Raw genomic sequence first — 2,843 nt, 5'->3', positions numbered from 1 at the left:
TCGAATGAATAAGCGAATCATTCGTTGGCATTCGTGTGGCTTTCGCCGAAATATGCACTTTTACATAATTCCAAGTTGGCAATTGTGTTGTGCTGTACACATTTGGAGAAATATAACAATCGGGACCGTGAAATATCGCTTGCGCGGGAATGTTTTCTTGAAGCAATTCAATATGCGGATTAAACTTATCAATATGTCCAATCAACGATCCAAACTCACCATCAGAAGCATCATATATTAAAGGAACATGTGTGGTAAAAATTTCACTGTCTTTTACCGAAATCAAAGTTGCCAACGGATACTGTTTAATAGTTTCAACAATATGATCAAACTCAGTTTCTTGGTGATGTTTTGGAGGATAACTCATCTTATGCGCCAAATTGTGATAAATGATGGTGCAAATGTTTGTACTGCATTTTTCCCCATTGTTCGGGTGTAAAATTCCCAAACATAGGATGCGATGGCCATTCGGTAGCATCTTTATGTCCGTGAAACGCAGTTACCAACTCAGTTAACTTGGCTTTTTCGGCAGCTACATCTTTCTCGTCTCTAACAATAAAATCGCGCACGGTTGGTAAATTCTGACTCCACGCTTTATCATTATACATTAAAGGTTTATAAATTTTAAAAATCAATCGTTTCATAAAACCAGGTTTCTTTCCGCTAAATTTCATAGTTCCCATAGCAACTTCTAACGGTTTTTGGCAATGCGTACACATTTGTCCAACAGACATTTTTCCCCAAGAAGGTACAGATTCGGCAGTTAAACTATCAATACGTTGTTGGATTTCTTCAAGTGCATTTTCGTCAAATAATGATTTCATGTTTGGTGTTTTTTAAGGATGTAATACAAAAAAATAGGTATGATATAAAGGTACTGCAATCGCCGTAAATCTAAAAATAATTCAAAAAAAATAACGCTTATACATTTTTTTCAACGCTTACGAACTCATTTCGAGTCACAACCTAAAAAAATACTAGCTTTAATAAAAATGTATTCAAAAATGGAAGCAAGTAAACCGCACTTACAATCTATAAAATACTGGTCGGAAGACGACAGACCGCGAGAAAAATTAGAATTAAAAGGCAGAACAGCGTTGAGTGATGCTGAACTGCTCGCTATTCTAATTCGTTTAGGAAGCAAAGAAGAAAGTGCGGTATCGCTTTCCAAGCGTATTTTGGCTTCTGTTGGCGGAAATTTGAATGAACTCGGAAAGTTATCTTCCGCGCAACTTAAAAAGTTTAAAGGTGTAGGTTTGGTCAAAGCAATTACAATCATTGCTGCTTTAGAATTGGGCAAACGCAGACAAACGGAAACGAAAGTTGAACTCAAAAAAATCACGTCGAGCAGAATGGTTTTTGAAATCATGCATCCAATTATTGGCGAATTGCCACACGAAGAATTCTGGATTCTCTATTTGAACAATTCCAACAAAGTGCTCAAAAAATTACGCTTAAGTAAAGGCGGCATTACAGGAACATTGGTAGACATTCGTTTGGTATTAAAAACAGCTTTAGAAGTTGGCGCTGTAGCTGTTATATTGGCACATAATCATCCGTCGGGAACTTTAAAAGCAAGTGCGGCAGACAAAGCAATCACAAAAAAATTAAGCTTAGGCGCACAAAATTTAGATATAAAAGTATTAGATCATTTAATTATCACAGAAAAAGAGTATTTTAGTTTCGCTGATGAAAATTTACTCTAATGTGGTTTGTTTAGGTTTTGATGTATTGTATTAATAAAGTATATAATTTATTATGAACTTAAGCTATTACTTTCTCTGAGTTTCTTATAGTGTTTAACGATTTCTTTGTGAATTTCAAGTCTCTCCTCAGTAGTGAATCTTTGATAATTTGTAAGTTTTTTCCAATATTCTTTAATAACTTTCGAGGTTATCTTTTTGTTATCACTAAAAATATTATTTTTAATATCATATCCTTCATACTGTCTGATTAATAAATTTGTTTTAAAAAAACGTAAAAAACTTCTTGAAAAAAATATTGGTATAATTCCTTTAGAATTTAGCAGTTGAACCCGGAAAAGAAAGAAATTCCAACAATAGCTATCAATAGAATGTTTTCCGTATACCAATAATTTTAGATTCAGAACATATCTTGTTAACCAAACTAGATAAAAACTGACAGATATTATAAATAAAACACAAGGTAAGACCTCTTGCAAGGGTAACGATATGTTTTTAGTAACTATGGAATTCCATTCAATGAATTCATAATTACTTCTTAATATGTAACAAAAATAAATAAAAATAAAAGTAATAGATGTGAAGGCAATTTGTGTAATTTTTTTAGGATACTTCCAACCGCTTACTAGGTAATTTTTATCTATTTCATAATCGTCAATAAATTTCTTTGAGTTGAAATTCATTAAGAATAAAGGGCTGTATAAAAAGCGTTGTAGACGTTTACTTAATGATGATTTATTTCTCTCCTTTGTTAAAGTATTAAAACTCTCTCCATATAATTCCCATATAATTTTTTTGAAAAATTGTGAATCGTATTTATTAATTTTTATGCTATGGTAGTGTTCATCTGGAACACTAAAAACAAATTTACTTTTGTTAGTAGATTGTAGAATGTTGTCTAATTTGTCAGCAGGTCTTTTTTTATGTTTTTGAAAAAAATTATTATTTAATCTGGAAATCATGATTCCCCAAGATGGAATATTACTAGGAATATCGAGTTCTTCATAATCTTTAAGCTTTAGTTTATATTCTTTATATTTTTTAATGTAATCTTTTCTTAAGATTTCTTTTTCAGATAATGTATCACTAGAAATAATACCTTGCTCTTGCATAAGTAATTGCATATAACCTACTGTTTTT

At 31.7% G+C, this 2,843-nt stretch carries 4 protein-coding genes; 1 reads left to right on the top strand and 3 read right to left on the bottom strand.

All coding sequences use genetic code 11. From position 1 onward, the window contains the following. A partial coding sequence (locus AB8B65_RS17450; RefSeq protein ID WP_405302565.1) for an FMN-binding negative transcriptional regulator occupies positions 1 to 367 on the bottom strand: 367 nt, incomplete at its 3' end. 1 nt (position 368) lies between these two features. Beyond that, positions 369 to 824, bottom strand: coding sequence for a DUF1569 domain-containing protein (locus AB8B65_RS17445; protein WP_405302564.1), 456 nt, complete (start codon positions 822 to 824; stop codon positions 369 to 371). A gap of 180 nt (positions 825 to 1,004) precedes the next feature. On the opposite strand from AB8B65_RS17445, the gene radC reads away from it, so the two are divergent. Continuing rightward, on the top strand, positions 1,005 to 1,706 hold the full coding sequence (radC, locus tag AB8B65_RS17440) for a DNA repair protein RadC (RefSeq protein WP_405302563.1): 702 nt from the start codon (positions 1,005 to 1,007) through the stop codon (positions 1,704 to 1,706). Between the two features lie 50 nt (positions 1,707 to 1,756). Here radC and AB8B65_RS17435 read toward each other — a convergent pair. Beyond that, on the bottom strand, positions 1,757 to 2,843 hold a 1,087-nt coding region (locus tag AB8B65_RS17435; protein WP_405302562.1), incomplete at its 5' end, for a hypothetical protein.

The sequence above is a fragment of the Kordia sp. genome (genome assembly GCF_045105435.1).
In the GTDB taxonomy this organism is placed as follows: domain Bacteria; phylum Bacteroidota; class Bacteroidia; order Flavobacteriales; family Flavobacteriaceae; genus Kordia.
Note: the sequence above shows the minus strand (reverse complement) of the source record. Positions and strands in the feature narration are given on the sequence as shown.